The organism is Candidatus Eremiobacterota bacterium (genome assembly GCA_031082125.1).
GTDB lineage: Bacteria > Vulcanimicrobiota > CADAWZ01 > CADAWZ01 > Ess09-12 > Ess09-12.
In genome coordinates, this window is the sequence record JAVHLM010000032.1 from 59,102 (window position 1) to 82,516 (window position 23,415).

Below are 23,415 nucleotides of genomic sequence, written 5' to 3' on the forward strand. Positions count from 1 at the left end.
AATGAATGCCGCCTGGCAGGAGAAGCACCATATGCCGAAAACCTTGACGCGATCCTCGGCTCTTTATCAAGAGGCCCTCACCTGTTTTCCCGCAGGGGTGAACAGCCCTGTGCGCGCTTTCAAAGCCGTGGGAGGGCAGCCCCTCTTCATAAGGGAAGGCAAAGGCTCAAAAGTTACCGATGCCGACGGCAATGAGTACATTGATTACCTCGGCTCGTGGGGTCCCCTTATCCTGGGCCATGCACACCCGGAGGTAGTCAGGAAGACCGCGGCAGCAATTGAAAAAGGCACAAGCTTCGGCACCCCCCACGAGGGGGAAGTCGCCCTTGCACGCCTCGTCAAGGAGTGCTTCCCTTCAATGGAGCTCCTCAGGTTCGTCAACTCAGGCACCGAGGCCACGATGAGCGCCATACGCCTCGCGAGAGGCTTTACCGGCAGGGATATAGTCCTGAAATTTGAAGGCTGCTACCACGGGCACAGCGACAGCCTCCTCGCGAAGGCCGGCTCGGGCGCGATGACATTCGGCGTGCCGGACAGCGCCGGTGTACCGGGCGACATTACCAGGAAAACCCTCACGGTCCCTTACAACGATACCGCGGCATTTACCGCGATCATGGAAAAGGAAGGCCCCCGCATCGCCGCAGTGATAGTGGAGCCTGTGGCGGGAAACATGGGGCTCGTGCTCCCCCGTGAGGGCTTCCTTGAGGCCCTCAGGGCATCTACGGCCGAACATGGCGCGGTGCTTATCTTTGACGAGGTCATCACGGGCTTCAGAGTGGCAAAAGGAGGAGCCCAGGAGCGCTGCGGCATCAGGCCTGACCTCACGACGCTGGGGAAAGTGCTTGGTGGGGGATTCCCCCTGGCGGCATACGGCGGGAAAAAGGAGATAATGGAGCAGGTCGCTCCCCTGGGAAGCGTGTACCAGGCAGGCACCCTCTCGGGAAACCCCGTGGCAGTGGCGGCGGGAAGGGCCACGCTTGAGGCGATCCTCTCGGAGCAGAATTTTTATGATACCCTCGCCGCGAAGACAGATCTGCTGGTCCGCACAGTGGGTGAAATTTTTACCAGGAGGGGAATACCCCACGTAATCAACCATTTCGCCTCAATGTTCACCATTTTTTTCACCGGGGGAGAAGTTTTTGATTACCAGAGCGCAAAGAAGGCACAGGCCGACCGTTATGGGCCTTTCTTCCACCATATGCTTGAGAGGGGAATCTACTTTCCCCCCTCGCAGTTTGAGACGGCTTTTGTCTCTTCGGCACATACGGAAAAGGATATTGAAGCTACTGCGGCTGCCGCCGAAAAAACCTTCACTCTACAGGAAATGACATGGAAGTAATGGGCAAGGAGTCCCTGATCATTGAAAATGAGATGAAAGAGGTCATGGAGTTCATCAACTCCGTGTTCACCTATGATCTTGCCATCCTCAAGGAGATTGTGAACCAGGTCCTCACCCGCGGGGGAAAGCGCATCAGGCCCACGCTGGTGCTCCTTACGGCAGATATCTTCGACGGCATCACCAGGGATGCCACCCTGGCCGCCTCGATAATAGAGGTGGTCCATGCCGCGTCGCTTCTCCATGACGACGTCGTCGATGGCTCACCACAGCGCAGAGGTGCGGAGTCCCTCAACGCCAGGTTCAACAACAAGGTATCCGTGCTTCTCGGCGACTTCCTTTTCACCAAGGCCTATGCACGCCTCAGCCGGATCCATGATCAGAAGGTGACGGCAGCCCTCGCCGACGCCGCTGCCCACATGTCATTGGGCCAGCTCGTCGAGGCGTACTTCCAGGGTGACGGCGAGATCACCAGGGAGGAATACTTCTCCGTCATAGGAGGGAAAACGGCATCGCTCTTTTCAACATGCTGCAGGATAGGCGCGCTCATTGGCCATGCCCCTGAGGAGCAGGTGGAACTTATGGCCCGCTTCGGAAAAAACTACGGCCTGGCCTTCCAGATCACCGACGACTGCCTTGATTACTGGGGTGATGAGAAGCTTCTTGGAAAACCCGTGGGCTCCGATCTCATTGAGAAAAAATACACCTTGCCGGTAATTCATCTTCTTGAGGAAGGCGGGAAGGAAGATCAGCACCTTGTGAGAGAAATATTCTCCATGGCTTCTCCCGGGAGGGAGCATATAAAGCAGATACTTTCCCTCATGGAGAAGCACCGCACCCGTGAGTTCGCTTACGGAATCGCCCGCGAGTTCGGTGAGCGGGCCCTGGCGGAGCTCTCGGGCGTGGCGCCCTGCAGAGCACGGGTTGCGCTGGAAAAAATGGTGCGCGACATCATTACAAGAGACAGGTAGGAGTGAATATGCTCACAGATTACATCTATGTGCTCATGTTCATCCTGGGGGGCCTCTTCATAGTGACGGCAGGCCTTACCCTTTCCAGGCTATTCCGCCCTACTCACCCCACTCCCGACAAGATTTCCACGTACGAGTGCGGCGAGCGCCCCATCGGTGAGGCCCGTGGCCAATACGACGTAAAATATTACCTTTATGCCCTCCTTTTCGTGATTTTTGACATCGAGGCAGTATTCCTGATCCCCTGGGCCGTCTCTTTCAAGTCCATGGGGTCCCTCATGCTTTTCAGCTTCATCGAGATGGTCATATTCATTGCCATCCTCCTTGTGGCCTTACTCTATGCCTGGAAGAAAGGTATCCTCACATGGGAGTAGAAGACGAAAAAAAGGTTTTTATCGAGCGGCTGCCCGGCGTGAGCCTGGCCCTCACGGGAATTGACTACGTGCTGGACAACGCCAGGGCATCTTCGCTCTGGTACCTCCTGTACGGCCTTGCCTGCTGCGCCATTGAGCTCATGGCAACGGGAGCAGCCCGGTACGACTTTGACCGCCTGGGCATGATGTTCAGGGCCACGCCCCGCCAGGTGGATCTCATGATCGTGGCGGGGACCGTCACACTCAAGATGGCACCGAGAGTGAAGCTTATTTACGAGCAGATGGCCGAGCCGCGCTACGTCATTGCCATGGGGGGATGCGCCACAGGCGGGGGCCCCTTCTACTATGATTCCTACTCGGTCCTCAAGGGCATTGACAAGGTAATTCCCGTGGATGTCTATATCCCCGGATGCCCGCCGCGGCCTGAAGCGCTCCAGGAAGGATGCCTGAAGCTCGCCGATAAGGTCCGCCACGAGAGAAGGTTTACCAGCGCCATCAGGGCTTGGAGGAAGAGTTGAAAACCGAGAATATCGTCAGGATTCTGAGGGAAAAGCTCCCTGAAATCGCCATCAGGCAGGAGGAGGACGGCTCGATAAGGATTGAGCCCTCTTCCATAAGGGACCTTGCCCTGCAGCTCCGAAACACGAGGGAGCTCTCCTTCGATTTTCTCGTGTGCTCCTTTGCCATTGACTACCTGGAGAAGATGGAGATCGTCTATATATTCCACAGCTATCTCCACAACCACCAGGTCAAAATAAGAGCCTGGATTGACAGGGGAAATGCCGTAATAGCCACCATAGAGGACCTTTATCCCACGGCGAACTGGCACGAGCGGGAGATGTATGATCTCTTCGGTGTGACCTTCAAAGGCCATCCCGACCTGAGAAGGCTCCTCCTCCCTGACGAATGGGAAGGAGCCCCCATGAGGAAAGACTATACCCATGAGAATCTTGTAAGAAGGCCTGAGAACAAGTAATGCACAAGACAGAGGAATTCTACCTGAACATGGGGCCCCAGCACCCGAGCACCCACGGGGTGCTCAAGCTCGTCCTCACTATTGACGGCGAGCTCGTCAAGGAGGCGCAGCCTGAGATAGGCTTCCTCCACAGGGCCCTGGAGAAAATTGCCGAGAACAGGACTTACCACCAGTATGTCCCTTACACGGACCGCCTTGATTACGTCACGTCCATGACGAGCAATTTTGTCTATGTGCTGGCCGTGGAAAAGCTGGCAGGGATAAAGGTCCCTCCCAGGGCTGAGCATATCAGGATCATCATGGCGGAGCTCAACAGGATTGCGAGCCACCTCCTCTGGCTCGGGGCCATCGGGCTCGAGGCGGGGGCCACCACCCCATTCCTTTACACCTTCAGGGAGAGGGAGTTAATACTGGACCTCTTCGAGATGACCTGCGGCGCCAGGCTCACTTACAATTATATGCGCATCGGCGGTGTCTCCAGGGACATCACACCGACATTTATTGAAAAAACAAAGGAGTTCCTTCAGATCTTCAGGCCCTGCATCAAGGAATACGAGGACCTGCTGATCAAGAACGTAATTTTCCATCACAGGGTGAAGGGAATCGGCGTGCTCACCGCAGGCAAGGCAGTGGCACTGGGCGTCACGGGGCCCAACATCAGGGCTGCCGGCATGAAATGGGATCTCAGGAAAGACATCCCTTATTCCATTTACAGGGACTTCGAGTTCGACATCCCCACGCGCACCGATGGTGACACCCTTGACAGGATCCTGGTGCGCGTCGAGGAGATGAGGCAGAGCTGCCGCATCATCGAGCAGGCCATCGAGAAGCTTCCGAAAGGCGATGTCCAGACCTTTGTGCCCCTCCACCTCGAGCCTCCCGCGGGAGAAGTCTTCATGAGGACCGAGTCACCAAGGGGCGAGCTCTCCTGCTTTATTTTGAGCGACGGATCCGAGAAGCCTTACAGGCTGAAGTTCAGGTCCCCCTCGTTCTCGCACGTGAGCGCCCTTCCCACGGTGCTCAGGGGTCTTTACATGGCAGACGTGGTGATCGTGGGAGGAAGCTTTGACATAGTCCTTCCAGAAACAGACCGTTAAGAGAGGCAAGGATGATCAGGCAAGCCAGTGACATACTCGAGAGGATAACCCGGGGGATTATCCAGGTCATCTGGCCGCAGCATGCGGCGCAGATGACCATCCCCGCCTGGGCGCACTGGGTATATGCAGTGATCTGCATGGCGGTGATGATCGGGTTCATCAGCGCCATGGCTTTTTTCCTCATCTGGCTAGAGAGAAAGATAGCGGGAAGGGTTCAGCGCCGTATGGGGCCCATGGTAACGGGGATCCCGAGGAAATGGAGCGGAGTCATCACCTATCTCGTAAAGCACCCCGGCCTGGGCACCTGGCTTGGCGGGTGGCTCCAGACGCCCATGGACGCCGTGAAGCTTTTCCAGAAAGAGGATCTCATACCGGAAAAGGCCGACAGGGTTACCTTTATCGCAGCGCCTTTCCTTGTCATGACGGCCTGCTTCATGACCTTCGTGATCATTCCCTTCGGGCCGGGCCTCATCGTGAGGGACCTCAACATAGGTATCCTCTATTTCATGGCCATCAGCTCGCTGGCAGTCGTAGCCATCGTGATGGGCGGGTGGGGCTCCAACAACAAGTACTCCCTGCTGGGAGGGCTCCGCTCGGCGGCACAGCTCATCAGCTACGAAGTGCCCATGGTCTTCTCGATCCTCTCAGCAGTGCTGCTGGCAGGCTCCATAAGAATGGGTGACATCGTGGCGGCGCAGCAGAAAGCATTTTTCACGGGATGGTTCATATGCCCGCTCTTCATCGGCTTTGTCGTGTATATCATTGCGGCAATTGCCGAGACAAACCGCCCTCCCTTCGATATCCCCGAGGCCGAGTCCGAGCTTGTGTCAGGCTTCAATATAGAGTACAGCGGCATGCGCTTTGCCATGTTCTACCTGGCGGAGTTCACCAACATGTTTCTCGTTTCGGCCATTGCCACCACTCTTTTCCTGGGAGGATGGACCCTCCCCTTCGGCCTTGGAGCCGCCCTGAGAGACTACCTGGTTTCGCTCCAGGTGCCCCACATCGGTATCCTCGCCGTCATCGGCGGGCTCATTGTCTTTTTTGTGAAAACGGCGGCGCTTGTCTTCTTCATAATGTGGACGCGCTGGACTTTCCCGAGGCTCCGGGCCGACCAGCTCATGGCATTCTGCTGGAAGCTCCTTGTGCCTCTCTCGCTTCTGAATCTCTTGATTGCAAGCCTCTGGGCAATGAAATTTATCTGAACGGTGGACTATGAGTGATATTTTGAAAGAATTCGTAGATGGAGTAGGCAGCCTGCTGACGGGCTACAGGATCACCCTCACGGAGTTCCTGAAGGATCCCGTGACGCTCCAGTACCCATGGGACAAGTGGCCGATCCCCACGAGGTACAGGGGGAAGCTCACCGTCAAGGGCTTCTTTGACGAGGAGACCATCGAGCGCAAGAGCACCTGTTACCCCGAAAAGGATCTGGCGCCCTGCATGAAGACCTGCCCCGCCTTTACCGATGTAAGGGGCTACATCACGGCTATCGCAGAGAAAAACTACCTCGAGGGCATCAGGATCCTGAAGAATACCTATCCCTTTGCAGGGAGCCTCGGAAGAGTCTGCCCTGCTCCATGCGAGGGCCGCTGCACAAGGGGCACGGCCCAGAGGGATCCCCTCACCATAAGGTACCTTAAGAGGTTCCTTGCCGATTACGAGAGAGGCCTTCCTGCCGAGTCGAGAGTGCCCTACGAGAAAAAGGATGGTCCCAAGCCTCACAAGGTGGCCGTTGTGGGCGCGGGCCCCGCGGGGCTCACATGTGCCTGGTACCTTGCTCTCAAGGGCTTTCCCGTGACGGTCTTCGAAAAGCTCCCTGTCGCCGGGGGGTACCTTGCCACGGGAATACCGAAATACCGCCTTCCAAGGGAGATCCTGAAGGAGGAGATCAAGAGCATCACCGATCTTGGCGTTGAGCTGAAGCTCAATACCGCCGTCGGGAAAGATATATCCTATGACGAGCTCTTTTCATCCGGATACAGCGCCGTGTTTATAGGGGCCGGCGCAACAAAGCCCTCGAGGATGGGCTGCGATGGGGAGGAGAGCCCATGTGTTCAGACCGGTGAAGATTTTCTTTACCGTGTGAACCTCAATCTCCCTTACAAGCTGGGAAAGAGAGTCGTCGTCATAGGAGGCGGCAACACGGCCATTGACTGCGCCCGCGTGGCCAAGAGGCTGGGAAGCGACGTGACGATCCTTTACCGTAGAACCATGGCCGAGATGCCTGCCGAAGAGCACGAGATCAATGACTGCATTAACGAAGAGGTGAATCTTGAGATTCTCACGGCGCCTGTAAAGGTCTGCGGCTGCGATGTGCTCGCCGGCATCGAGTGCGTGAGATGCACCCTTGGCGAGCCCGATGCCTCGGGAAGAAGAAAGCCCATGCCCCTCGAGTGCTCGGAGTTCATAGTGGAGTGCGACACCATCATCACTGCCGTGAGCAGGACGCCAGAGCTCCCGGGGCTTCCCGAGAGCGTGAAGCTCACGAAGTGGGGCACCATCCAGACTGACCCCATGACGGGCGCCACCTCAATGAAAGGGGTATACGCTGGCGGTGATGCCGCCCTCGGTGCCGCCACCGTGATCGAAGCCATCGCCACGGCGAAAAAAGCGGCCATGGGTATTGAGAAACTCCTATCCTGACGGTGAGGAACAGAAAATGGAAGGAAAAGTAGAAACCATAAGAGCGTCTATGCCAAAGCTCCCGGCGCGGGAGCGGGCGGCATCATTTGATGAGGTGGAGAAAGGCCTCCCCGAGGATATTGCCGTCTTGGAGGCAATCCGCTGCCTGGGATGCAACGTGGAGCTCTGCGTAGGCTGCAGGATATGCGCCGAGGTGTGCCCTGACGCCTGTATTCACATTAATACGGCCGAGACGCTCTCGGGGAAGCAGTATGTGACCTCCTATGAGGTGGACAGCGCCACATGCATGTTCTGCGGCCTCTGCACAGAGGCTTGCCCTACAAAGACGCTGGTCCACACGGCGGCCTATGAGCTTTCCGTATATGACAAGCAGGAGATGGTCTATCGGGAATCCGTCCCCGCAGCAAAGAAGGCAGGAGGAGAGAAGGAAAAGTGATGCAAGCGATTAACCCGCCGCTTTTCTATGTCCTGGCAGCCCTGGTGATATGCTCAGCTCTTGTGGTGGTAAGAGTCCGGAATATCTTCCATGGCGCTCTCGCCCTGGGTCTCACGTTCCTTGGCGTGGCAGGTCTTTATATCACGCTCCATGCGGAATTCCTCGCAGGAATGCAGGTTCTCATTTATGTGGGAGCTGTTGTTGTCCTTATACTGTTCGGTATCATGCTCACCCAGCAGCTTCACAGGAAGGACATGCCGTCCTTTAACGCCTTGCAGCCCCTGGCGCTTGCAGCGACACTGTTGACTGCAGTGGTGATGGGCTATTTTATCACCAGCCAGAAATGGTCTTCAGGTGAGCCTCTCATCGCGGCCTCTCCGGAATCCCATGTCCGCGAGCTGGGCATTTGCCTGATGAGAGATTACCTCGTTCCCTTCGAGGTGCTCTCAGTGCTCCTTCTGGCCGCCCTGCTGGGTGCCCTTGTCATAGCGCGAAAGGAGGGGAAGCCCGGTGATCGGTCTTAACCACTACCTTATCCTGAGCCTGGCAGTTTTCTCCATCGGAATTTTCGGCGTCCTCACGAGGAGGTCGGCCATAGGGGTCCTGCTGTCCCTCGAGCTCATGTTCAACGCGGTATGTCTGAACTTTGCCGCCTTCTCATATTTTCTCCATACCATCTCGGGGCAGATCATGGTCATTTTCATCATAGCCATAGCCGCTGCCGAGTCCTGCGTGGGAATCGCGCTTGTGCTCAGCATCTACCGGCATTTCAAGGATATCTCGGTCGATAAGGTGAGTGAGCTAAAATGGTAGAAGGGAGATTCCGGTGGAAACCTTGAACGGATCACATCTTCTGATGGACGGGTTCCTGGTGGGCTTTTGCCCCTTTTTCGCCTTCGTCCTCATCTCCATATTTTCCCTGAGAAACAGGGGTGTCTCGGCAGCCATCTCGATCATGGCCATCGCGCTCTCCGCTGTTCTTTCGGGCATAATACTCTTCCACCGTCTTAAAGATCCCTTCTCTGCACCCTTCAACTACGAGATCCCCTGGATCACCATCAATGACTTCACGGTGCCTATCGGCCTCCTCATCAACAACCTCTCGGCGTCGATGATGTTCATCGTAAGCTTTGTCGCCATGCTCATCCAGATTTACTCTGTAAGCTACATGGAGAACGAGGAGGAAACGGTCTTTTCCAAGTACTTTGCTTTCATGTCCCTCTTTGCGGCCTCGATGCTGGGGCTCGTCATGTCGCCCAATTTTTTCCAGATCTATATCTTCTGGGAGCTTGTGGGCCTCTCGTCGTATCTCCTGATAGGATTCTGGTACAGCAAGAAGTCGGCCGCCGACGCGGCGAAAAAGGCCTTTGTCGTCACAAGGTTCGGCGACATGGGATTCCTTCTGGGAATAATACTGCTCTACCTCATCACGGGGAGCTTCTCATTTGACGCCATTCCCGGGCTCCTGGACAAGTATCTCGGCAACCAGGCCCTCACGGGCCATATGGTGGCAGGCATCGTGCTGTCAAAGACCGCCGTGGTGAACTGGGTGATGTTCCTGGTCTTTTGCGGCGCCATAGGGAAAAGTGCCATGTTTCCTCTCCACGTGTGGCTTCCCGACGCAATGGAAGGCCCCACCCCCGTGAGCGCCCTCATCCATGCTGCCACGATGGTGGCAGCAGGCGTGTTCCTTGTCGCTCAGACGCTCCCCATATTCCATAAGGCTCCCGACACCATGGTGGCGATTGCCTATATAGGAGGCTTTACCGCATTCATTGCGGCTACCATGGGCATTGTGCAGGACGACATAAAAAGGGTTCTCGCCTATTCGACGATCAGCCAGCTCGGCATCATGATCATGGCCCTGGGCCTTGGCGGCTACGTGGCCGGTGTGTTCCATCTCTTTACCCATGCCTTTTTCAAGGCCCTCCTGTTCCTCTGCGCCGGCTCGGTAATCCATGCGATCCACTCAAACAACATATGGGAGATGGGCCGCCTCGGGAAGTACATGCCCACGACAGCGGCAACCTTCCTGATAGGTGCCCTTGCCCTTGCGGGCGTGCCGCCCCTTGCGGGCTTCTGGAGCAAGGACGAGATAATGGGTGTGCTGTGGCAGTCAAAACACTACGTGATGATAGTCCTTGGGTTCGGAGTGGCATTCTGCACGGCCTTCTACATGTTCCGGGTCTATTATGTCGCCTTCTGCGGCAGGGAGCGCTCGGGCCACCCGCCTCACGAGTCCTCGCCGTTCATGACGATCCCCCTGGTGATCCTCGCTTTCTTTGCCATCTTCCTCGGGTTCATCGGCGTCCCGGGCCACAGCGCCTTTGCTCCCTTCATCGAGGGAAAGGCGCTTGAAGGCCATGAGGCCTTTTTCCTGGGACCCTTGCTCCTCTCGATGCTGATGGCGGGCCTGGGAATCCTCACCGCATGGCTCCTTTACGGCAAGGAGCCCGAGAAGAGCGAGGAGATGCTCAAGACCCGGTACAGGGCCATTTACACTCTTCTTGTCAACAAGTATTACATGGACGATTTCTGGTCTTTCATAATGCAGCGCCTTGTCTTCGGAGCGGCGAAAGTGGCATCGTTCATCGATGAGAAGATTGTCGACAACGTGGTGAACCTTGCCGGCTGGGCTACCGACGAGAGCGGCAAGATGCTCAGGAAGGAAGAGTCCGGCCTTGTGCAGCAGTATGCCGCGGTCATTGTAATTTCACTGGCGATCATTCTGATGGGTGCCGGTTTCATAGAAGCCATATCGTCGGGAAAAGTATTTCTGCAGATACCCTTCAGATAACAAAGGAGCACGAGCCATGGAGCCCATAATCCTGTCGATAATCACCTTTTCTCCCCTCCTCGGGGCGCTCCTGATCCTTTTCATCCCCCGGGAGGAAGAGTGGGAGATCAAGCTGCTTGCCACTTTCTCCACCTTCTGCTCCTTTATCCTTTCCTTATACCTTTTCGTTACCTTTGACAGGTCCCTGGGGAGCGAGACCCTGCAGTTCGTGGAGAGAATCCCATGGATACCGAAGCTGGGCATTTCCTACATAATGGGCGTTGACGGTTTCAACGCACCCATGGTGCTCCTTTCCGGAATACTGGCCTTTGCCTGCATCCTGGCATCATTCCGGATCACCCACAGGACAAAAGAGTATTTCATTCTCACCCTCGTCTGCCTCACGGGCGTCATAGGTGTCTTCAGCACGCAGGATCTCTTTTTCTTTGTGGTATTTTACGAGATGGCCAGTATCCCGATGTATTTTCTCATCGGCATCTGGGGATCAGATAAATCAGGGAACGGAAAGACGGTGAAAAAGGAATACGCCGCTCTCAAGCTCACCCTCTACCTCCAGCTGGGCGGCGGGCTTGTGCTCCTTGGCATCCTGGGCGTCTATTTCCTCACGGTGCTCCCCCAGGGCATGCAGAGGACCTTCTTCCTCCATGACCTCATCCAGTACGGGAACCTTGCAAAGCATTACCAGATGATCCTCTTCCCTCTCATCTTCCTGGGCTTTGCCATAGAGGCCGGCTTCTGGCCCCTCCACACGTGGCTCCCCGACGGCCATTCGGCAGCGCCGACAGCCCTCTCGATGATCCTTGCCGGCGTCCTCCTCAAGATGGGCGGGTACGGCATGCTCAAGATCGCCATAGGGCTCGCACCGCAGGGCGCGCTTGTATGGCTGGACATCTTTATAGCCTTCGGGGTAATCAACATCATTTATGGCGCTCTCTGTGCCATGAACCAGACTGATATCAAATATATGATTGCCTATTCCAGTGTAAGCCACATGGGTTTCGTCACACTGGGGATCGCGGCGAGAAATACAGCAGGCTTTAACGGAGCCATCTTCCAGATGTTCTCCCATGGCATCATCACGGCCCTCCTCTTCGCCATCGCCGGCCTGCTCTACGAGAAGGCCCATACCCGCTCCATGCCGAAGCTTGGAGGTCTCGCGGTGAAAATGCCATACCTTGCCACATTCTTTATCCTGGGAGGGCTTGCCTCGCTGGGACTCCCCGGTATGAGCGGCTTCGTTGCCGAGTTCCTGGTGTTCATCGCCGTGTTCAAGGCCCACTATATCATTGCCGGCGCCCTGGCCATCACGGGCATCGTGCTCACCGCCATCTACATCCTGAGAGCAGTGCAGCGCATATTTTTCGGAGCCTTGCCCGACGGGTATCTCGATATCAAGGACCTGACAGGCATCGAGGGCTCCCACCTGGTGCTGCTGTCCCTGGTGATGATTGTCTTCGGGGTGTACCCGCGGCTCCTGATAGACGTGATGAGCCCGAGCACGGAATATCTAAGACGGCTCCTTATGGGTCAATAAGAGGGAGGCTCAAGGTGAATCTCGAGTTGCTTTCGATGGAATTGTTCCTCTGCGCCTGGGGGTTGCTCCTCATTATTCTGAACCTGGCAGGCCTGAAAAACAACAGGGTGCTTGGGTACATCACGGCAGCGGGCGTCATTATCGCAAGCGCCATAGGCATTTTCTTCCTTTACGGCAGAAACGAGCCCCTCGCGCGCACGGGGAAAGAGCTCTTCAAAGGCTTCCTGTACTTTACCGATCCTCTCTCGGTGTACTTCAAGATGCTGATCCTGCTCCTCGTCCTTATGGCCGTGCTGCTCTCAATGGACTATTTCCACCGCCACCGCGGGGCTCACGCCGAGTTCTACCCCATCCTCCTCTTCTGCAGCTCGGGGCTTTTGATGATGACTTCGGCAGGCGATTTCCTGCTGCTCTTCGTTGCCATGGAACTGGTGAGCATACCGCTTTACGTGCTTGCCGCCTTCGAGAGGAAAGAGAGAAGGTCCGCGGAGGCCGGCTTCAAATACTTCATGCTCGGCGCATTCTCTTCAGCCCTTTTCCTTTTCGGCGTCAGCATTCTGTACGGCATGACAAACTCGCTGATATTCGTCAACAAGAGCTTCGCCACGCTTCCCACGATTACAGGCACCATGAACAACGAGAGCTTTTTTACCGCCGGCCCGGCCATCAAGGCAGCCCTCTCTCTTGCCATCGTGATGATCGTCGCAGGTCTTGGCTTCAAGATCGCCGCTTCCCCCTTCCACATGTGGGCGCCTGATGTGTATGAAGGCTCGCCGATCCCCGTGACAGCCTTTATCTCCGTGGCTCCCAAGGTTGCGGGGATCGCCGTATTGCTGAGAGTATTCCCCGGCGGCATCGATGCCTGCTCGTCAAACTGGATGCCACTCTTTGCCCTTATCGGCATGCTCTCCATTGTAATTGGAAACCTCACTGCCCTGAGGCAGGATAATATAAAAAGGCTCCTTGCCTATTCAGGCATCTCCCAGGTGGGCTTCATACTCCTTGGCTTCGCAGGGATAAGCGCCAACAGGGATGCCGCCATATCCTACGTGCTCTTCTACACTACCGTGTATGCCCTCACCAACATGGGTGTCTTTGCCGTCGCACAGCTTGCCAGCGAGCATTACGGCACAGAAAAATTCTCAGAGTACAAAGGTCTGGCTGTCATATCGCCAAGCCTCTCTCTCATGGCGGCCCTGGCTCTTCTCTCCCTGGCAGGGATTCCGCCCCTTTCAGGCTTCATGGCAAAGTTCCTTATCTTCGCCAGTATTTTCAACGCCTTCGACCACAGGCTTATGCTCTTTGTCGTGCTGGCTATCATATTCAGCGTCATCTCCCTGTTTTACTATCTCAGGATCCTCAAATACATGTACTACCGTGAGATAGAAAATAGAGCGCCTCTTGTCATCCCTGGCGTGTGCATGGTAGTCCTCTCCATATCCACCCTCGCCACGGTCTTCCTGGGCCTTCTGCCCTCGTTCTTCACGCTCACTGGCTATGTGGCGGAGTATCTCAACAAATAGAGAGGTTTTCCATGCTCTCAGTTCCCTACCCGATCATCGACGCCCATATCCATCTCTTTGTCACGACGCCTCTCACCCATCCCGAGAAATACCGGGACCTTTACACCCCCATGGAAATCAAGATGATGAAGAAGCGCTTTGATAAGAACCTGAAAGAGCGCGGCCAGCCCCCCATTGACACTTCATGCTGCACGGCGAAGGAGAATGCCGACCGCTGGCACGCCCAGTTTGAAAAATGCGGCATCACCCGCGGCGCCTTCATTTCAATGGAAAACGATTACGAGAACCTGCGGGATTTTCTGAGCCTTGGCAGGGAGAGGTTCCTCGGGTACGCCTTTCTCGACCCCCTCAGGGAAGACGGGCCTGCATACCTCGAAAGATCAGTGAAGGAATACGGCCTCAGGGGCCTCAAGCTCATCGCCACCAACCAGAAGTTCCACCCCTATGACGCAAGGATCTATCCCCTCTGGGAAAAAGCCCAGGAGCTTCAGATCCCCGTGCTTATCCACATGGGGGCATCAATAGGTTACTCGGCGGACTTCCGTTTCGCCAATCCCCTCGATCTCCAGCCCGTGCTCCGGGATTTCCCTGACCTTGTTTTCATGCTGGCCCATTTCGGCGTGGGCTTCTTCAGGGAGGCCCTCCTGCTGGGCTACCAGTGCGACAACGTTTACTATGACACGTCCAGCTCCAACATCTGGATGAAATACCAGGGATTCCCCATCACCCTCAAGGACGTCTTCAGGTATGCCCTTGACGCCGTGGGGCCGGGGCGCATCGTGTTCGGCACCGACTCGAGCTACTTTCCCAGGGGATACCGCTTCGACGTGCTTAAGGAGCAGCATGAGGCCCTGGAAGCACTGGGTGTCTCCGAGGAGGACAGAGCGAAGATATTCGGCGGGAACATTGCCAGGCTGATGAAGCTCTAGTGTCGCGGATTTCCCGTTCATCGGGCCGTGAGAAACTTCAGGTCTTCTCGAATGAGGCTGAAGTCATAGCAGCCCTTCCCGGTTTCAAGCTGTTTCCAGGCATAGGTGACCTGGGCGCCCTCGAATGCCTTTACATGGAGAAAAGGTGAGCGGGGGATCGCCTCCCGCTCCATGCAGAAGTAGACATAGTGATGGGCCACCCTGGCGCCGGCTGCTTCAATGAAGACCTCACCATTGCCCCCTGGAATTATTGCTCGAGCAGCACCAGGACCTTCAATGATGTGCTCCTTTTTGAGAGCCTCTCCTCCGCATCGAGGCTCTCGAGGGAATGGAAGCTGAAAGGATCATTCTCAATCTCCCGCGCGGTTCTTCAGAAAGCCCATGGGAAAGAGAGCCTGGGCCCCGATGAGATGATAACGCTGAAGGGATGGATGCTCGAGGCCTTTCCCTCTATATTGCTGCATACCCGGTGGATAACACCTCCCGGAATAAAGGGGCTGCTTGCCGCGGGGGATATGATCCACCAGTTTTTCATGCTCTCCACGGCCATCTCGGCGGTGGTCCTCATGGTATGCTCATCTCTCAGGCGCGAGCGCTTCATGGCCTTCTGGGCATGGGGGCTTGCAGTGTTCTTTTCCCTGCTCTTCCTGTTCTTCGGGTTATGGTGGTAGAGGTTTTTCCTGCTTTTCAGCAGTGCCTATTAAAGGGAGGCTTGTGAAATAGAGCACCCTTACAGAGCTTCCAGAAAACCTATAAAAGCCTCCATATCCTCCTTCACCATTTCAAAGGTTCCCTGGGTTTCTTCAACCAAGAATCTCAGGCGATCATATCTGATTTCAAATCCATACATATTCCTCACCACATGCCTGAAAGCAAGGAACTCCTCAAGACGGGATTCTGTCTCTTTCGAGATTACCGCCGGTCTCTTTCCTTCTATATCCAGCGACATTATCTTGAGAAGCCTTTTATGCCAGTCAAGAGATTTTGGAACTCCGCTGTTTATATCGTCAGCAATTCTTCTGAATATCCTCTCACAGCCCGTGTAGAAATTGTGCAACTTGAGGGTAAGGCTTTCTTTATAAATATTCTTTAAATGCTCTGAGTCGGGTATTTCACTATTTACCGCCTTGATATCTGAAACGAGGGCCTGCAGTGACCCGAGCTCATCCCTTATTTCAGAGATAAGCTCAGGAAGCCTTTCTTTTCTCATAGAGCACTGTTCCTTTCATGATACTGTCCCTGAATGCCTGCTTCACCTCTTCCAGAGGCTTCAAATCAACAGGAAAAGGGCTTTCCATCGTAAGCCTGGCAAGGGCCTTGAAATAAAGCGGCACAGGGAGCCCTTCCACTCCTATATCAATATCGGAATCTTCGCGAAAAGACTTTTCCCTTAGAGCCGATCCGAATAAAAATACCCTTTCAACATCAAACTCATTGACAAGAATATCCTTAATCACCTTTGCAAAATCTATGGCCTGAAGCCGCCTTCTTTCATTCTCTTCATCTTCCCGCAAGGCCAATGCATCCCATTCTTTTCTGTATCTGTCCATATCTATTTTACCAGGCAATTCCCCCCATGCCTCCCCTTGCAGAGGATAGCAGCCAGCTTTGCTGCCTCCCCACAAGTTTAGCAGAAAAAAGTCCTCAAGACAAGAATTTCTTCCGTATTCCACGCTTTCAAGATTTCTCCGTCCCCGAGGGGGGAGCTGTGTCTCTCACCTGTGACAATGTATCATCCGGCGCTGGAGGTGACCCTTTCTGTGCATTGCAGGAAAAGCCTGCATGGGGCCGGTGAGCCCTGAAGACCTGCGTGCTCATACCAGAAGCCTGCATATGTGAAAATACCCGCCCCCGGTTATGGACAAGCCATTTTCCATATGTCAGCATAATGCTATAGTGCACAAGACATATTCATTCTGCCGCATCAGGCTCTCAGAGAAGGCTCAAGGAACCTCGCGCCCGCAGTCAGGCGCATCGCCGGCGGACTCAACTGTAACTGGAGAAACCAATATAAAGGGGGCAGCAATGAAAAGTTTTTTTTTCTCTCTCATATGTGTGATGGCGATATCTCTGGCTCCGCCTGCTCAACGGGAGGATCGTCCGATTCGCCGGCAGTATTGTCAGGTGCCACTGGCGCCGCCACGGAGATGGTCCAGGTCGGGGATGCCGGCAATGGTGCTGACTTCACAGGCTTCGGAGCTGTCAAATATAACTATTCCATAGGAAGGTGCGAGGTAACAATAGGGCAATACACTGCATTCCTGAATGCAGTATCCAGGACTGATACCTATGGACTCTATAACTCCACCATGGCAGGTGATCTCAATGTCGCAGGCATCACCCGGTCAGGCACCCCGGGCGGCTACTCCTATGCTCCACTCAACAACGGCGGCGACAGCACCAACAGGCCGGTCACCTATTTAAGCTGGTTTGACGCGGCGAGGTTCGCCAACTGGATGAGCAACGTTCAGCCCACGGGCGCCCAGGACAGGACAACGACAGAAGATGGCGCCTACAACTTGGCAGTGGAGCCGCAGCGGGTTGAGAGCACGGGGACCGGCGGCTATTACGATTTTCCAACGCGAAGCGACATCCCGCCGGGGAATGTAATCGGCAGTTCACCCAACCAGGGTAACTACGTCAAGTCTGAAGGAAAGTTCTCTGTGACCCAGCAGGTCGTTGCGAGCTCTTCCCAGAACTACCTGACCGATGTCGGCGCCTACACAGACAGCGCAAGCTATTATGGCACTTTTGATCAGCTCGGGAACGTCTATGAATGGAACGATCTCACCGGAGAGTCAGCGGGCGCGCGAGGACTTCGCGGGAGCTGCTGGTTCGGCTCGCTTGTCAAGGCATACGATGTCTCCAAGCTCTCTCGCGGCATGGTTCCTGCCGCATATGAGACAAACAGCATCGGTTTCCGCCTCGCAGGCCGTTATTCCACTATTCGCCGTTGAAGGCCGCGGGAGCGGCGGAGAAACTCATCGATGATTTTTCACAAGCCAGGCTGCCCGGTTTTCAGGAAAACCAAGCTCTGCACCCATACCTGTTCAAGCACGCCGCACATGGTGATGGATGTGCTCCTGTGCCTATTTCAGACGCCAGTATCACGGGGCATTCTTCTCAACTATCACCATGAAGGGTTTTTAAGGGTTTCTTGTAGAAGGTGAATCTTGCCATAAAAACGCGCATTGCAGATTACCCTATGCAAGGCAAAGAAAAATATGAAAGGTCTGAGCAAGAGAGCCTGGTCCGCCTTTGCCCGCCTCGCCCTGGCGATGGGACTCCTGGTGTTTCTCACGGCAGGGTCCCTCCGCTACTTTCAGGCCTGGGGGTTTCTGGCCGTCTTTTTCGGAGCGTCCTTTCTGATTACCCGCTCTCTGCTGAAAAATGACCCCGCCCTGCTTGAGCGGCGCCTCAAAAGCGGGCCTGCCGCCGAAAAGGAGAAGACTCAGAGAATCATCATGCTCTTCGCCTCATTGGGATTCATCGCCCTGCTGGTGGTTCCCGCCCTCGACTTCCGCTTCCATTGGTCACGGGTGCCGCTCTGGCTTGTGATTGCAGGCGACGGGGCAATTGTGCTGGGGTTCCTCATCGTGTTTCGAGTCTTACGGGAGAACCCCTTCACCTCGGCGACCATTGAAATCGCCAGTGACCAGAGAGTGATTTCCACAGGGCCGTACGCGACGGTACGCCACCCCATGTATGCCGGAAGCATGCTCTATCATCTCGGCATGCCCTTTGCGCTCGGGTCATACTGGGGGCTGCTCGCGCTGGCCGGCATGGTTCCATTCCTGATATGGCGCCTCTTCGACGAGGAGCGCTTCCTCTCTGCGAGCCTGCCTGGATACAGGGACTATTGCAGCACGGTGAGATGGAGACTGATACCCGGCATCTTCTGAGAAGCCGAGGGCGGCCGGCACGGGGCCGTGGCTATGGCGTATCGTCTTCTATGATCTCCAGCATGTCGAAATAGGATTCAAGCCAGTCATAGAGCTGCTTTTTCGTTATCCTGGCGTTGATGAGCTGAAGCCCGACATGGGCCTTGAGGAGCGACACTTCCCTCAGGTTGGCACCCATGAAGTTGGTGCCCTCGATATTTGCATATTCAAGCGATGCCCCTATAAGGTTCGTATCCTTCAGGACTGCCGATTTAAAGCTTGCCCCCACGCACCGGGCTCCCATGAGGTTCGCAAAGGTCATCTCAGCCCTCTCCAGATTTGCCCCCTCGAGGTTGGCGCCCTGGAGATCTGCCTTGTCCAGTTTTGCCCCCGTGAGGACCGCCATAGTGAGGTCCGCATTCTTGAGCGTTGCATCCCTGAGGTCCGCGTTGCTCAGGTTCGCCCCCCGGAGGTTCGCTCCCACAAGCTTTGCGCCCGTGAGCTCGGCGCTTGAGAGGTTCACTTTCTCCAGGTCAAAGCCCGTGAGGTCCATATACTTCAGGCTGCTCCCGCTCAGGTTGGACTCGCAGAGCACGGTACCCTTGAGGGTGGCGCCGGCCATCTTGACTCCCTTGAGGTCGCTCCCCTTGAAATTCACCTCGGTGAGATTGGCCCTCACAAAGCTTGAAGCCCTGAGGTCCGCGCCCCTCATGTCGGCTTTTTCAAGGTTCGCCTCCGAGAAATTCGCCTGGAAGAGCGAAGCATTCCTGAACATAGCTCTTATAAGGCTTGCCGAGCGGAAGGTCACCTTCTCAAGCTGTGCCCTCTCGAAATTCGTGCGCTCGCAGTTCGTGCTCGAGAGGTCGGCCTCGTTGAGGCACGCATCCTGCATATCGGCAAGCTCAAGGTCGGCGCGGCCCATCGATGCCTCTTCAAGCTTCGCGCCCTTCAGATTCACGTGCTTCATGGTGGCGCCGCGGAATACCCCCTTCCTGAGAATAGCCGAGGAGAGATCGGCTTCAGTGAAATTGCTGAAGCGGCCGTTCACCCCCGTAAGGTCTGCATTATGGAGTCGGGCTTTGATAAATTTCGTCTCCTTGAGGATCGCTTCCGAGAGGTTTATCTCGTCTAGCTTCACTGCGGTGAAATCATCACCCGAGAAGTCCAGCAGCCTCTCGTTGAATTCAGGGCTTTTGCGCCATTCATTAAAATCCTTGACGGATTTCATCAGGTCGAAGATTTTCTGCTTTTCCTCTGTGCCCATCATATACCTCGCTTATCTGCTCCCGTAGCTGTGAATCCCCGCAAAGACGAGGTTCACCCCCAGGTAGCATATTGCCACTGAGAGAAAGCCGGCCACGGCAATGACGGCCCCTGCCCGGCCTCTCAATTTCTTCACGAACCGCATATGGAAATAGATGGAATATATGAGGACCGTGATGAGGGACCATACTTCCTTGGGATCCCATCTCCAGTAACTGCCCCAGGCATAATCGGCCCATATGGCCCCCGTGATGATAAGGAGCCCCATGAAGGGAAATCCCGTGGAGATGGCCCTGTAAATCATAAAATCAAGCTCATCGAGGGAGGGCAGATCTTTGAGGAGACGGTGGCATGGAAATGCCCTTTCAAGGTAATCTCTTACAAGATAGATGACAGCGAGGCCGAAGGACACGGTGAAAGCGCCGTAGGCCACGATTGCCGTAGATACATGGTATATCATCCAGGGGCTCTTGAGGGCCGGCATGAGATCGGTTATCCTGTTATGAGCTTTGGCTGCCATAAGGAGCAGGACCACCACAAGGGGTGCCACGACGGTCCCCAGCAGAAAAAGCCTTGCCGAGTACTGGTACATGAGAAGAAAGAAGACAATTCCCCAGGTGAAGATGAGGAGCGACTCGTAAAGGTTTGAGAAGGGTGCCCTGCCGCTGGCGATGGTGCGGAGCACAAGGTTTGAGGTGAGAAAGATGAAGCCCAGGGTGAAGAGGCCCGTGCCGAGGTAGCCCCAGAACTCATATCGTGAGAAGGGAAAGAGGAGGTACGAGAGAGTGCCCAGGGAAAAGCATATAAAGAAGAGCATGAATGTGAGAGGCTCATAAGGATGCATGGAATCTCCCCCCTGGCCTCCCTTTTTTTCGACACTGTTACTTCCACTCCTTCACAAAGGAACTCGCCCTTTGCCGTAGAAAGCTATACTCGAGAGCATGCCGACGATCTCATCATGCCCGGCAGCCCGGCCTGCCGGGTATGGCTGCAAGGAAGGTGCTATGAAAAACTTGAGCAAGAAATCATCTGTAATCAACGGGTGCCTGTTCCTGCTGGCTCTTCTGGCGGCATGCACGGTGACGCCTGCCCTGGCTGAAAGCACCGGCTCGGCGGCACTCCTCTTCCCGCGGGACACTGAGGCCCTTTTCACCCTCAAGCTGGCAGAGGGATCGGAAACACCGTTCCCTGCTGATCTCCTGCAGAAAACAAGGAATTTCATCACCTTGAGCCGTTACCTCGATGATTTTCAGAAAAAGATTGACTTTGACATCACCAATGACTTTTTCCCCTGGCAGAAGGGCATTATCCACCTGGCCGCCGTGAAGACGGGCGATGAATCGCCTGTGGCCCGCATGTGCCTTCAGTCCCTGGCGCTTGGCGATCTCACCCTCTGCAAGATCCACCTTCACGAGCTCTCAAGGGCGCTGGACCGCATTTACGAGGAGAGCGGGAAATACCCTCCCTCGCTGGAAGGCAGGAAAATGGGGGAATTTTATGAAATGCCGAAATTCCCCGCGGGATGGGAGCTCTCGTACAGTCCGGCGGCCGACGGCAGAAGCTACACCCTGGTACTGGAAATGAAAGCGCCGGGCCATGGAGGGACCAGAATCGTCTGCACTCCTGAAAAGGGGCTCACCGTCGAGGAGCAGGGCACCAGGGATCAGAGGATAGTCTCCAACATAATCGCCGTGATACCCATCAAGAATCATGATCTGGCCCGGGCATTCCTCTCGAAGGTCATCTCGCGCTTCACCACCAGGGAAAGTGTCTCCTTTGAAGAGTCAACGTACAAGGGATTCGAGCTTTTCGCGCCCAGGAGCAGGATCACCGGCAGCTTCGCTCTCAACAGGAACTACATGCTCATCTCGGACAACGTGGAAGTGCTGAAATCGGTCATCGATACCATCAACGGCAAGGGCGCCTCACTTAAAGAGAATGCCCGCTACCTCTCCCATGCGAGAAGGATGCCTGACACGGCGGTGACGCTCAGCCTCTTCGTGGATTTCCTGTCGATAAACCAGGGAAGCCCTGTGTCCCTGAGCCGCGATGCGGCCCTCATGGAGATCCTCAGGTCATGCGAGTCCCTGTGGCTCTGGTCGTCAATCAGGAAAAAGGAGATCAAGGGCGAGGCCTCGCTGATGCTGGTCCCCGGGAAGATTTCCAGGAACATCGAGACTTTTCTCCACGCCTCGGGAGAGAGCAACCTCTCCACCCTTCTTGCCAGGTTTCCCTCGAATATCTCCACTTTCACTGCCGTGCAGGTCTTTGATCTGCTCTCGCTCTTCGGGTCCCTTGACATGCCGGGAAAAAAGGGAGATCTCAACTCTGTCATAGACGCGATGACTTTGAAAAGCCTGGGCCTCTCCTGGAAGGATGAGATAAAGCCTGCAATAACGGGCCATGCGGGCATCTCTTACGAGATCGGCGAGATTATGATCGATTCTCTCTTCAGGAAGCTGAATATCGACCAGAAGAGCAAGAACTACCAGGAATGCTGCAACAATCTCTCCAATATGGCAATTGCCATGGACATCTACAGGATAGACCACTCGAAAAAGCTTCCCGTCTCCCTTGATGACCTTGTGCCTGATTATCTCCAGGCCCTCCCCCGCTGCCCTGCCGGGGGAGGCTATCTATTCGAGCCGCAGCCTGACGGGGGCTACCTTATAAAATGCCATTCTGATGCCCACAAGAGCTCCGGCATCAAGGGGGACAATCCCTGTTACTCGTCATCGGAGGGCATCGTGGAAAGCGATGAAAAATCCCAGGGCGGGGCCTCGCTCCTGCCTATGGTCCCTTTCCTGGCGGGCTTCCAGGTCCTCGACGCCCGCAGGGCCGATTCGATTGTGCAGAAGCTGCTGAAGAAGCGGGGGGCCTTCCACTTGAAGGACTATAAGGAGAGGAAGGTCTTTGTCTCGGAAGATGAGACATGCGCCTATGCGCTGCTGGATAACTACCTTTTCATAGAGATGGGGGGCAAGGTCCCCAACAAGCTCCAGAAGACCATTGACGCCTTCATCAACAGCAGGAACTCTCTTCACCACGGCAAGAGCTTCAAGAGCTTCGAAACCAGGCTCCAGGGGACTCCCGTCTTCATCCGCTATGAGAAAATCGACTGGGTCACCTCTCTCCTCAAGAGCTTCCTGCTCCTTGCGGGGTATGACTTCAGGGAATGGGCCGCGATGATCGGGGAGTATGAGGACTCCTGGACGGCCCTCACGCTGAGGGAGAGAGAAGTGAGGCTCCTCTTCGAGGTGTCGGGGCCGTAGTATAACGTGAGCCCAGGGGCAATTCTCCCGGCAAACAGAGATTGTCTGTATGCCGTTACACCTGCAGAGACAATCTCAAATGTTTGCTGAAGAGGAGAATGGCCCCTGGGCTCTAAGCATAAAGCGATGCAATAGAATGCTCCCTCGTTTTCGTATCCCACAAAAAACTGCCGCCCTGGCACTTTCCGCTCAGCAAGATTATATCAAGGTGAAAAGTTTTAGGTAGCACTGACGGCCATGTGTCAGTGGAGAATGCTAAGATGAAATGTGAGGAAAGAGAGGGGTTGCCTGAATACCTGTCAAATAATGTGTTTAGATAATCTTAATAACACGACTTACGCACATGAATAATTTTGACGACCAAAAATATTTTTCAGGCA

Annotated in this window: 24 protein-coding genes; 19 read left to right on the top strand and 5 right to left on the bottom strand. The window is 55.3% G+C overall.

The window, feature by feature from the left end:
- Positions 1-31: 31 nt before the first annotated feature.
- From hemL to RDV48_26225, 15 genes are read left to right on the top strand one after another with little or no spacing between them, the layout of a single operon-like run.
- Positions 32-1,339: a glutamate-1-semialdehyde 2,1-aminomutase gene (gene hemL / locus RDV48_26155; GenBank protein MDQ7826313.1), complete on the top strand. Its 1,308-nt coding sequence runs from the start codon at positions 32-34 to the stop codon at positions 1,337-1,339.
- Positions 1,330-2,307 carry a polyprenyl synthetase family protein gene (locus tag RDV48_26160; protein MDQ7826314.1) on the top strand — a complete coding sequence of 326 codons (978 nt, stop codon included), beginning with the start codon at positions 1,330-1,332 and terminating at the stop codon, positions 2,305-2,307. Before hemL ends, RDV48_26160 begins: the two co-directional genes overlap by 10 nt.
- Before the next feature lie 8 nt (positions 2,308-2,315).
- Positions 2,316-2,681, top strand: a complete 366-nt coding sequence (locus RDV48_26165; protein MDQ7826315.1) for an NADH-quinone oxidoreductase subunit A — start codon at positions 2,316-2,318, stop codon at positions 2,679-2,681.
- Positions 2,672-3,199 (top strand): NADH-quinone oxidoreductase subunit B family protein, encoded by a 528-nt coding sequence (locus RDV48_26170; GenBank protein MDQ7826316.1) that lies wholly within the window; start codon positions 2,672-2,674, stop codon positions 3,197-3,199. Before RDV48_26165 ends, RDV48_26170 begins: the two co-directional genes overlap by 10 nt.
- Entirely contained in the window at positions 3,196-3,657 is a 462-nt protein-coding gene (locus RDV48_26175) for an NADH-quinone oxidoreductase subunit C (protein ID MDQ7826317.1), read from the top strand. Before RDV48_26170 ends, RDV48_26175 begins: the two co-directional genes overlap by 4 nt.
- Positions 3,657-4,754, top strand: a complete 1,098-nt coding sequence (locus RDV48_26180) for an NADH-quinone oxidoreductase subunit D (GenBank protein MDQ7826318.1) — start codon at positions 3,657-3,659, stop codon at positions 4,752-4,754. The genes RDV48_26175 and RDV48_26180 overlap by 1 nt, the downstream gene beginning before the upstream one ends.
- A gap of 11 nt (positions 4,755-4,765) precedes the next feature.
- The gene (gene nuoH / locus RDV48_26185) at positions 4,766-5,959 is read left to right on the top strand and encodes an NADH-quinone oxidoreductase subunit NuoH (protein ID MDQ7826319.1); all 1,194 of its coding nucleotides are present in this window, start codon (positions 4,766-4,768) and stop codon (positions 5,957-5,959) included.
- Positions 5,960-5,969: 10 nt separating this feature from the next.
- On the top strand, positions 5,970-7,400 hold the full coding sequence (locus RDV48_26190; protein MDQ7826320.1) for an FAD-dependent oxidoreductase: 1,431 nt from the start codon (positions 5,970-5,972) through the stop codon (positions 7,398-7,400).
- Positions 7,401-7,416: 16 nt separating this feature from the next.
- Complete coding sequence (locus RDV48_26195) at positions 7,417-7,836, top strand: 4Fe-4S dicluster domain-containing protein (protein ID MDQ7826321.1); 420 nt, start codon at positions 7,417-7,419, stop codon at positions 7,834-7,836.
- On the top strand, positions 7,836-8,360 hold the full coding sequence (locus tag RDV48_26200; GenBank protein MDQ7826322.1) for an NADH-quinone oxidoreductase subunit J: 525 nt from the start codon (positions 7,836-7,838) through the stop codon (positions 8,358-8,360). The genes RDV48_26195 and RDV48_26200 overlap by 1 nt, the downstream gene beginning before the upstream one ends.
- Positions 8,347-8,649 carry an NADH-quinone oxidoreductase subunit NuoK gene (nuoK, locus tag RDV48_26205; protein MDQ7826323.1) on the top strand — a complete coding sequence of 101 codons (303 nt, stop codon included), beginning with the start codon at positions 8,347-8,349 and terminating at the stop codon, positions 8,647-8,649. The genes RDV48_26200 and nuoK overlap by 14 nt, the downstream gene beginning before the upstream one ends.
- Positions 8,650-8,662: 13 nt before the next feature.
- Positions 8,663-10,633, top strand: coding sequence for an NADH-quinone oxidoreductase subunit L (gene nuoL / locus RDV48_26210; protein MDQ7826324.1), 1,971 nt, complete (start codon positions 8,663-8,665; stop codon positions 10,631-10,633).
- Between the two features lie 16 nt (positions 10,634-10,649).
- On the top strand, positions 10,650-12,167 hold the full coding sequence (locus tag RDV48_26215) for an NADH-quinone oxidoreductase subunit M (protein ID MDQ7826325.1): 1,518 nt from the start codon (positions 10,650-10,652) through the stop codon (positions 12,165-12,167).
- Between the two features lie 14 nt (positions 12,168-12,181).
- Positions 12,182-13,690: an NADH-quinone oxidoreductase subunit N gene (locus tag RDV48_26220; GenBank protein ID MDQ7826326.1), complete on the top strand. Its 1,509-nt coding sequence runs from the start codon at positions 12,182-12,184 to the stop codon at positions 13,688-13,690.
- Between the two features lie 11 nt (positions 13,691-13,701).
- A complete protein-coding gene (locus tag RDV48_26225) occupies positions 13,702-14,619 on the top strand; it encodes an amidohydrolase family protein (protein MDQ7826327.1) in 918 nt (305 codons plus the stop codon).
- A gap of 17 nt (positions 14,620-14,636) precedes the next feature.
- Here RDV48_26225 and RDV48_26230 read toward each other — a convergent pair whose 3' ends face one another.
- Positions 14,637-14,819, bottom strand: a complete 183-nt coding sequence (locus tag RDV48_26230; protein MDQ7826328.1) for a hypothetical protein — start codon at positions 14,817-14,819, stop codon at positions 14,637-14,639.
- Between RDV48_26230 and RDV48_26235 the strand changes: the two genes are divergently transcribed.
- Complete coding sequence (locus RDV48_26235) at positions 14,808-15,290, top strand: hypothetical protein (GenBank protein MDQ7826329.1); 483 nt, start codon at positions 14,808-14,810, stop codon at positions 15,288-15,290. The two genes, RDV48_26230 and RDV48_26235, sit on opposite strands and share 12 nt — an antisense overlap.
- 59 nt (positions 15,291-15,349) lie before the next feature.
- Here the strand turns inward: RDV48_26235 and RDV48_26240 are convergent, their stop codons facing one another.
- The gene (locus RDV48_26240; protein MDQ7826330.1) at positions 15,350-15,829 is read right to left on the bottom strand and encodes a hypothetical protein; all 480 of its coding nucleotides are present in this window, start codon (positions 15,827-15,829) and stop codon (positions 15,350-15,352) included.
- Entirely contained in the window at positions 15,807-16,292 is a 486-nt protein-coding gene (locus RDV48_26245; GenBank protein MDQ7826331.1) for a nucleotidyltransferase domain-containing protein, read from the bottom strand. The genes RDV48_26240 and RDV48_26245 overlap by 23 nt, the downstream gene beginning before the upstream one ends.
- 444 nt (positions 16,293-16,736) lie before the next feature.
- On the opposite strand from RDV48_26245, the gene RDV48_26250 reads away from it, so the two are divergent.
- Both RDV48_26250 and RDV48_26255 read left to right on the top strand, forming a co-directional pair.
- Positions 16,737-17,576, top strand: coding sequence for an SUMF1/EgtB/PvdO family nonheme iron enzyme (locus tag RDV48_26250; protein MDQ7826332.1), 840 nt, complete (start codon positions 16,737-16,739; stop codon positions 17,574-17,576).
- A gap of 267 nt (positions 17,577-17,843) precedes the next feature.
- Entirely contained in the window at positions 17,844-18,521 is a 678-nt protein-coding gene (locus RDV48_26255; protein MDQ7826333.1) for an isoprenylcysteine carboxylmethyltransferase family protein, read from the top strand.
- 31 nt (positions 18,522-18,552) lie between these two features.
- On the opposite strand, the gene RDV48_26260 is transcribed toward RDV48_26255, so the two are convergent.
- Positions 18,553-19,767 (bottom strand): pentapeptide repeat-containing protein, encoded by a 1,215-nt coding sequence (locus tag RDV48_26260; protein ID MDQ7826334.1) that lies wholly within the window; start codon positions 19,765-19,767, stop codon positions 18,553-18,555.
- 9 nt (positions 19,768-19,776) lie between these two features.
- Complete coding sequence (ccsB, locus tag RDV48_26265) at positions 19,777-20,607, bottom strand: c-type cytochrome biogenesis protein CcsB (protein ID MDQ7826335.1); 831 nt, start codon at positions 20,605-20,607, stop codon at positions 19,777-19,779.
- A 160-nt stretch (positions 20,608-20,767) separates the two neighbouring features.
- Between ccsB and RDV48_26270 the strand changes: the two genes are divergently transcribed.
- Positions 20,768-23,035 carry a DUF3352 domain-containing protein gene (locus tag RDV48_26270; protein MDQ7826336.1) on the top strand — a complete coding sequence of 756 codons (2,268 nt, stop codon included), beginning with the start codon at positions 20,768-20,770 and terminating at the stop codon, positions 23,033-23,035.
- The last annotated feature ends 380 nt before the right edge of the window (positions 23,036-23,415 follow it).

Excerpts from the sequence above, each read along its gene's own strand:
- RDV48_26200 (MDQ7826322.1), top strand. The coding sequence starts at position 7,836 with ATGCAAGCGATTAACCCGCCGCTTTTCTATGTCCTGGCAGCCCTGGTG.
- RDV48_26255 (MDQ7826333.1), top strand. The coding sequence starts at position 17,844 with ATGAAAGGTCTGAGCAAGAGAGCCTGGTCCGCCTTTGCCCGCCTCGCC.
- ccsB (MDQ7826335.1), bottom strand. The coding sequence starts at position 20,607 with ATGCATCCTTATGAGCCTCTCACATTCATGCTCTTCTTTATATGCTTT.
- hemL (MDQ7826313.1), top strand. The coding sequence starts at position 32 with ATGCCGAAAACCTTGACGCGATCCTCGGCTCTTTATCAAGAGGCCCTC.
- RDV48_26260 (MDQ7826334.1), bottom strand. The coding sequence starts at position 19,767 with ATGATGGGCACAGAGGAAAAGCAGAAAATCTTCGACCTGATGAAATCC.
- RDV48_26160 (MDQ7826314.1), top strand. The coding sequence starts at position 1,330 with ATGGAAGTAATGGGCAAGGAGTCCCTGATCATTGAAAATGAGATGAAA.
- RDV48_26215 (MDQ7826325.1), top strand. The coding sequence starts at position 10,650 with ATGGAGCCCATAATCCTGTCGATAATCACCTTTTCTCCCCTCCTCGGG.
- RDV48_26195 (MDQ7826321.1), top strand. The coding sequence starts at position 7,417 with ATGGAAGGAAAAGTAGAAACCATAAGAGCGTCTATGCCAAAGCTCCCG.
- RDV48_26270 (MDQ7826336.1), top strand. The coding sequence starts at position 20,768 with ATGAAAAACTTGAGCAAGAAATCATCTGTAATCAACGGGTGCCTGTTC.
- RDV48_26225 (MDQ7826327.1), top strand. The coding sequence starts at position 13,702 with ATGCTCTCAGTTCCCTACCCGATCATCGACGCCCATATCCATCTCTTT.
- RDV48_26165 (MDQ7826315.1), top strand. The coding sequence starts at position 2,316 with ATGCTCACAGATTACATCTATGTGCTCATGTTCATCCTGGGGGGCCTC.
- RDV48_26240 (MDQ7826330.1), bottom strand. The coding sequence starts at position 15,829 with ATGAGAAAAGAAAGGCTTCCTGAGCTTATCTCTGAAATAAGGGATGAG.
- RDV48_26190 (MDQ7826320.1), top strand. The coding sequence starts at position 5,970 with ATGAGTGATATTTTGAAAGAATTCGTAGATGGAGTAGGCAGCCTGCTG.
- nuoH (MDQ7826319.1), top strand. The coding sequence starts at position 4,766 with ATGATCAGGCAAGCCAGTGACATACTCGAGAGGATAACCCGGGGGATT.
- RDV48_26180 (MDQ7826318.1), top strand. The coding sequence starts at position 3,657 with ATGCACAAGACAGAGGAATTCTACCTGAACATGGGGCCCCAGCACCCG.
- RDV48_26170 (MDQ7826316.1), top strand. The coding sequence starts at position 2,672 with ATGGGAGTAGAAGACGAAAAAAAGGTTTTTATCGAGCGGCTGCCCGGC.